The following is a 6438-nucleotide window of genomic DNA, read 5'->3' on the forward strand; positions in this document are numbered from 1 at the left end:
AACAGGCAATGCTGAAGGCCGCTATGGCTTGATGCCGACCCGGTCGTTGTAAGCCTGCTGGCAGACCGGCAGCAGCGCGCCCTTCTTCCAGCATTTGGGATCGAAGGACGGGAGAGCGAGCGCATAGTCGTAGCCGGGCGTGCCATAATATTGCTCGCCGGCCGCGATCGTCGATTTCCTGATCGATCCCAGCCCCTTGCGCGCGACGTCGTGCAGCATGCCGCGATCGGCGAAGATCGCGTCGCGGCCGACCTTTGCGGATAGCTGGCAGAAGCCCTTTTGCGCCTGCACCGTCGAATAGCTGGAATAGATGCGGGTGTTATACATGTCGGACGCCGACTGGCCCGCTTTGCCCTTGCCCGCCGTGCGCTGGAAATAGGCAAGGATCGTTGCCTGCGCGGCGTCCAGCTCCGCGTCATGATGGGCGATCATCGCGTTATAGTTGCTGGTGGTGAGCAGGGTCGGATCGAAATCGCACTGGAGCGCGGCGACGTTCAGTGCGGCGCGCAGGTTCCAGGCGAGACCGGCCTTGATCTCGTCTGCGGTCGCGCCGGGCATCCCGAGCGCGGTCGTGGCGGCGGCGTCGGTCAGCGGCGGGGCGCTGAAGTCAGGCGGCGACCAGAAGAACTGCGCGGCGGCGGGCTGCGCCGCGAGCGCCGCGCCGGCCAGCACCATGGCGGCGGTGCGACGCAGAGGGAGAGGAAAACGGGTCACAAATGCCTCTTTGACGTGGCGCGGAACGAGCATCGATGCTGTCGTGCCGCTGTATCGCTGCTGAACGCTTATTGGTCGGCGACGACTTCGGCGTCGGCGGGCCTTTCCGGGGCTGGCGCGGGGGCGCTGCTGTTGCCCGACGCATTGCCGGGAAGGGCGACGGCGGTGCCTTCGCTCTGGACGCCGTCGAGATCGGTCATGGCGTCGGTCGCGGTGCCGTCCACCACTTCCATATCCTTCATCTGCACTTTCGTGCTGCCCTTATCCTGGCCCCCGCAGGCGGCAAGCGGCAGGCAGGCGGCGATCAGCGCGACGGCAAAGGGAAGGCGCATCCGGGTCTCCTAGAGATATGCCCGGCAGCCCCCGCCCGGCGAATGAAGCGCGGAACCTAGCGAGGCGCGGCGCAAGTCTCAAGTCCCCCGCCGCAGCGGCCGAGGCGCGCGAGAAAAGCCGGGAAATGCGCTTCAAGCGCTGCGTCCAGCGCCGGCATCGAGGCGTGGCCGCCGAGCGCGGCGATGCTCGTCACCGGAAATTCGCTGATGCCGCAGGGCACGATGCCGCCGAAATGGGTGAGGTCGGGATCGACGTTGATCGAAAAGCCGTGCAGCGTCACCCAGCGCCGCACCCGGATGCCGAGCGCGCCGATCTTCGCCTCGCGTCCGTCGTTGTCGTCGGTCCAGATGCCGATGCGGCCTTCCGCCCGCCGCGCCGCGATGCCGAGGTCGGCGAGCGCGTCGATCATCCAGCCTTCGAGATGATGGACGAAGTTGCGAACGTCCTTGCCGCGTTGGCCGAGGTCGATGTTGAGATAGCCGATGCGCTGCCCCGGTCCATGATAGGTGTAGCGCCCGCCGCGCCCGGCATCGAACACCGGGAAGCGGCGGTCGATCAGCTCGGCGGGATCGGCGCTGGTGCCGGCGGTGTAGAGCGGGGGATGTTCGAGCAGCCAGACGCGCTCGCCCGCCTCGCCCGCATGGATGGCGGCGGCGCGGGCCTCCATGTCGGCGAGCGCGTGCGGATAGGCGACCGGCGCATCCGATACGCGCCATTCGACGCTGGCGGGGAAGGGCGGGGGAGCGGTCATGCGGTTTCCTTGACTTGGGCGCGGCGAGCGATCAAGTCTCGGCCCGCATTTCCCGGCAACAAAGCAGGCAGCAAAGATATGGCGACGATGTCGATCGGCAAGGCGTGGGAGGAAACGGTCGCCTTCGTCGCGCGGGAGGCGGCGCTGCTGTTTCCGGTCGTGCTGCTGTTCGTGGCGCTGCCCGGTCTTGTCCTTCAGGAAATGACGCCGCCCGAGTTGCAGGCCTGGTTCGCCAAGCCAAACATGGATGCGATTCCCGCCATGCCGCCCGGCTTCGGACTGGCGATGCTGCTGACGGTCATCCTCGTCTGGTTCGGGTCGCTGGCCTTGTTCGCGCTGGCGCTGCGGCCGGGGATCAGCGTCGGCGAAGCGCTGCGGCTCAGCCTTGCGCGGCTGCCGGTGTTGCTGGGGACGGCGGCGCTTGTGGTCGTCGCGTTCGTGATCGGGATGATCGCGATCGCGCTGGTCGGCGGGCTCGTCGCCTCGCTGTCCAAGGCGGCCGGTGCGCTGATCGGGCTGATCGCGGGCACGGCGGCGATCGGCGGGATGATCTATGCCAGCATCCGGCTGGTGCTGCTGAACCCGGTGGTGATCGACGGGCGGGGCGGCGTGAGGGAGTCGCTGCGCCGCGCCTGGGCGCTGACGCAGGGGCATTTCTGGCGGCTGCTGGGCTTCATCATCATCATCATGCTGCTGTCGGCCGTGGCTGCATCCGCCGCGCAGCTGGTGTTCGGGCTGCTCGGCAGCCTGGTCGGCGGGGCGGAGGACGCGCGGCTGGCGGGCGGGATCGCGGGCGCGATCGTGTCGAGCATCGTGCAGGTCTATATGCTGGTGATGCTGGCGCGCCTCTACCGGCAGGCGGCGGGCTGACTACTCCAGCACGGGAGCATGGGGCGCGGCGTCGCGGGGCAATATGCCCGCGAGGCGCGGATCGGCGAAGATTTCGACTTCGCGGGCGAAGGGCACGAAGCCGGACTTCACATAGAAGCCTAGCGCTGCTGGGCTGTCGAGGGTGCAGGTGTGGACCCAGAAGCGCTCCACCCCCTTGCGCCAGGCCAAAGCCTTCGCCTGCGCCATCAGCCAGCGGCCGAGCCCCTTGCCCGCGAGTTCGGGGACGAGGCCGAAGAAGCTCAGTTCGCAATCGGGCAGCGCGCGGAAATCCAGTTCGAGGAGGCCGACCTCGGTGCCGCGCGGGTCGGTGACGGCATAGACCTCCACCGCCGGGTCGTGGAGGATGGCGGCGAGCGCATCGTCGGCCATCACCAGCCGCGAGAACCAGAGCCAGGGCGCGCCGACGCGGCGGAACAGGGTGCGATAGGCGGCAAGATCGGGCGTCTTCCATGGCACCAGCCGCAGCGGCGCGGGCGGGACCGGCGCGAGGCGGGGGCGATCGCGCATTTCGAGGTGGGTGACGACCGTCGCCACCATGCCCGGCTCGACAGGGGTGAGCGGCATCAGCTCCAGCTCGCCATCGGCGGGAGGCTCATCAGGATCGCGTCGATATTGCCGCCGGTCTTGAGTCCAAAGAGCGTGCCCCGGTCATGCACCAGGTTGAATTCGGCATAGCGCCCGCGCCATTCGAGCATCGTCGCATAATCCGCGTCGCTCCATGGCTCGCCCATGCGGCGGCGCACAATCGGCGGGAAGGCGTCGAGAAAGGCGTCGCCGACCGCGCGGGTAAAGGCGAAGTTCGCTTCAAAGGCTGCGTCGTCGGGGCATTCGAGATGGTCGTAGAAGATGCCGCCGACGCCGCGATGGACGCCGCGATGGGGGATGAAGAAATAGTCGTCCGCCCACGCCTTGAACCGGGGATAATGATCCGGGTCATGGGCGTCGCATGCGGATTTCAGCACGGCATGGAAATGCGCCGTGTCCTCCTCGCGCGGCAGCGGGGGATTGAGGTCCGCGCCGCCGCCGAACCAGCTTTTGGTGGTGACGAGATAGCGGGTATTCATGTGGACGGCGGGCACATGCGGGTTCGCCATATGGGCGACCAGGCTGATGCCGGTGGCGAAGAAGCTGGGATCTTCGGCCGCGCCATGGATGGTCTGGGCGAATTGGGGCGCGAACTCGCCGCCCACGGTCGAGACGTTGACGCCGACCTTCTCGAAAATCTTGCCCTTCATGACGCCCCGGACGCCGCCGCCCCCTTCCCCGGGTTCCTGCCCTTCGGCCTCGCGGTCCCAGGCGATATAGTCGAAGCGCGCGTCGCTGCCGGCTTCGCGCTCGATCGCCTCGAATTCGGCGCAGATGCGGTCGCGCAACGATTCGAACCAGGCGCGGGCGGCCTGCTGGCGGGGGTCGAGGTGGAGCATGGCGCTTTCCGTGGTGACAGGGCAGAGCGGGCGATGCCCGCCGCAGCGCCAAGTTGCAAGGGGGCCGGAGGGCTTGGGACAATCTGTCATTGACCCTCGCGCCGCCTTCTGGTCCTAGAAGCGCCAGCCGCAGAAAAGGAATGCAGCATCCATGATCCACTGGCTCGCCCGGCTGCGACACTGGCTGAACCCTACGCTGCTCGGCCGCCGGCAGCTGTTCGGGATGCTGGGCCGTGGCGACCGGTTCGTGACAAGGCACCGGGTCCGCTCCCTCTGCCGCACAGTCACGATCGGCGATCGGTTGGCGGTGACGCGGGTGCTGGGGCGGTACAAGATGTATGTCGATCCCAGCGACTATGCGATTTCGGTCCACCTGATGATGGACGGCTATTGGGAATTGGGGTTGTCGGAGGAGATCGCGCGGACGGTGAAGCCGGGCATGGTGGTTGCCGATGTCGGGGCCAATCTGGGCTATTTCACGCTGCTGATGGCGGACCTCGTCGGGTCATCGGGCAAGGTGCTGTCGTTCGAGCCCAATCCGCAGCTTGCGGGGCTGCTGCGGCGGAGCCTGCATGCCAACGGGTTCGAGCCGATCGTGTCGCATGAACCCGATCCGCTGGGTGCGGACGATGGCTGGCCGGTGACGCTCTATGCCAATCCCGACCAGGCGGGCGGGGCGTTCGTGTCGATCGTGCCGCACCAAGGATATGGGTTGGCGGTGCCGCTCAGCACGCGCCGTCTGGATCAGCATCCCGACGCGATGCGGGTCGCCTTCGTCAAGATCGACGCGGAGGGCAGCGAGCCGGCGATCTGGGAAGGCATGGCGGGGATGCTGGCGGGCGATGCGCTGCGCACGGTGGCGATGGAATGGGCCGGGTGCCGCTATCCCGATCCGGCCGCTTTCCTCAACCGGCTGCTCGCGCCCGGTTTCTCGCTGGCGCGGATCCATATGACCAAGGGGGTCGTCCCGGCGACGCGCGAAGCTCTGCTGGCCGCGCCCGCGGAAGAGGAATGGATGCTGCTGCTGCGGCGCTGATCCGCCCGAATCGGTCAGCCGGGAAAGCCGTCGGTCTGGCGCAGCGCTTCGGCGACGGCGATGCCGGTCGAGACCGCGACGTTGAGCGAGCGGAAGCCCGGCGCCATCGGGATGCGGATGTCGGCGAGGTCGCGGACCTCGGGCGGGACGCCGGCGCTTTCCGATCCCATCAGCAGCACGTCGTTCTCCAAGAAGCGGACCTCCGGCAGGCGTTGCGAGGCATGGGCGCTCAGCAGCAGCAGGCGGCGGCCTTCCGCGCGCCGCACTGCGTCAAAAGCCGCGAAATTGGCGTGGCGGGTGACGTCCGCCGCCGCGCCATAATCCATCGCCGCGCGTTTGAGGCGTGCGTCGGAAAAGGCGAATCCGGTCGGCATGATGATGTCCACCGGCACCGCGAAGCAGGCGGCGAGGCGCAGGATGGCGCCGACATTGCCGGCGATTTCGGGCTGATACAGAGCGATACGCATGGCCGCGCCATAGGGCAGCGGCGGCTTTTGTAACAGTGGGGGCAAGATTGCGGTTGGCAAAGCGCGCGCTTCCCGGTTATCAGGCCCCCGATCCGCGCCGGAGGGGGAAGGCGGGGCGCTGCGGCGTACCCTAAATCCCTTGATAATCACAGTCGCTGCCGGCAATGCGGTCTGTCAGGGAAGTCTTGCAAGGGTAGAGGTGCATGGCGAGCGTTGAGCATAGTGACGGGCAGGCTCTTTCCGGCGGGGAAGGAGTGCGCCGCCGTGATTTCATCAATGTGGCGGCGGTCAGCTTCGCCGGCGTCGGCGCGGCCGTCGTCGCGCTGCCGCTCATCAACCAGATGAACCCCAGCGCCGACGTGCTGGCGCTGGCGTCGACCGAGGTCGACCTGTCGGCGATCCAGCCGGGGCAGGCGATCAAGACCACCTTCCGCTCGCAGCCCCTGTTCGTGCGGCAGCTGACCCCCAAGGAAATCGCCGAAGCCGACAAGGTCGACGCCTCCACGCTGCGCGATCCGCAGACGCTGGAAGAGCGCACCGTCGACGGCAAGAAGCAGTGGCTGGTCACGATGGGCGTGTGCACCCACCTCGGCTGCGTGCCGCTGGGCGCGGGCGAGGGCGAGAATAAGGGCGAATATGGCGGCTATTTCTGCCCCTGCCACGGCTCGTCCTACGACACCGCCGCCCGCATCCGTAAGGGGCCTGCGCCCAAGAATCTGGAAGTTCCGAAGTTCAGCTTCACTTCCGACACCGCCATTCTCGTGGGCTGAGGGGGACCGTCATGAGCTTTCCATGGGCTGAACATTATACCCCCAAGCATCC

Annotated in this window: 9 protein-coding genes; 3 read left to right on the forward strand and 6 right to left on the reverse strand. The window is 67.6% G+C overall.

What is annotated here, in order from left to right; all coding sequences use genetic code 11:
* Positions 1–21: 21 nt before the first annotated feature.
* The 3 genes from V2B31_RS17765 to lipB all read right to left on the reverse strand — a co-directional run bounded on the left by V2B31_RS17765 (position 22) and on the right by lipB (position 1798).
* A complete protein-coding gene (locus tag V2B31_RS17765) occupies positions 22–675 on the reverse strand; it encodes a hypothetical protein (RefSeq protein WP_328281080.1) in 654 nt (217 codons plus the stop codon).
* 107 nt (positions 676–782) lie between these two features.
* Positions 783–1046, reverse strand: coding sequence for a hypothetical protein (locus tag V2B31_RS17770; RefSeq protein WP_328281041.1), 264 nt, complete (start codon positions 1044–1046; stop codon positions 783–785).
* A 56-nt stretch (positions 1047–1102) separates the two neighbouring features.
* On the reverse strand, positions 1103–1798 hold the full coding sequence (lipB, locus tag V2B31_RS17775) for a lipoyl(octanoyl) transferase LipB (RefSeq protein WP_328281044.1): 696 nt from the start codon (positions 1796–1798) through the stop codon (positions 1103–1105).
* 78 nt (positions 1799–1876) lie between these two features.
* On the opposite strand from lipB, the gene V2B31_RS17780 reads away from it, so the two are divergent.
* On the forward strand, positions 1877–2668 hold the full coding sequence (locus V2B31_RS17780) for a glycerophosphoryl diester phosphodiesterase membrane domain-containing protein (protein WP_328281048.1): 792 nt from the start codon (positions 1877–1879) through the stop codon (positions 2666–2668).
* Here the strand turns inward: V2B31_RS17780 and V2B31_RS17785 are convergent, their stop codons facing one another.
* On the reverse strand, positions 2669–3253 hold the full coding sequence (locus tag V2B31_RS17785; protein ID WP_328281051.1) for a GNAT family N-acetyltransferase: 585 nt from the start codon (positions 3251–3253) through the stop codon (positions 2669–2671).
* The gene (gene hemF, locus V2B31_RS17790) at positions 3253–4113 is read right to left on the reverse strand and encodes an oxygen-dependent coproporphyrinogen oxidase (RefSeq protein ID WP_328281054.1); all 861 of its coding nucleotides are present in this window, start codon (positions 4111–4113) and stop codon (positions 3253–3255) included. The genes V2B31_RS17785 and hemF overlap by 1 nt, the downstream gene beginning before the upstream one ends.
* A 151-nt stretch (positions 4114–4264) precedes the next feature.
* Between hemF and V2B31_RS17795 the strand changes: the two genes are divergently transcribed.
* Positions 4265–5149 (forward strand): FkbM family methyltransferase, encoded by an 885-nt coding sequence (locus tag V2B31_RS17795; RefSeq protein WP_328281057.1) that lies wholly within the window; start codon positions 4265–4267, stop codon positions 5147–5149.
* 14 nt (positions 5150–5163) lie between these two features.
* Here the strand turns inward: V2B31_RS17795 and V2B31_RS17800 are convergent, their stop codons facing one another.
* Positions 5164–5616: a tRNA (cytidine(34)-2'-O)-methyltransferase gene (locus V2B31_RS17800; protein ID WP_328281059.1), complete on the reverse strand. Its 453-nt coding sequence runs from the start codon at positions 5614–5616 to the stop codon at positions 5164–5166.
* A gap of 203 nt (positions 5617–5819) precedes the next feature.
* Between V2B31_RS17800 and petA the strand changes: the two genes are divergently transcribed.
* Positions 5820–6386 carry a ubiquinol-cytochrome c reductase iron-sulfur subunit gene (gene petA / locus V2B31_RS17805; protein ID WP_328281062.1) on the forward strand — a complete coding sequence of 189 codons (567 nt, stop codon included), beginning with the start codon at positions 5820–5822 and terminating at the stop codon, positions 6384–6386.
* The last annotated feature ends 52 nt before the right edge of the window (positions 6387–6438 follow it).

This window comes from Sphingobium sp., assembly GCF_036170395.1.
In the GTDB taxonomy this organism is placed as follows: Bacteria; Pseudomonadota; Alphaproteobacteria; order Sphingomonadales; family Sphingomonadaceae; genus Sphingobium.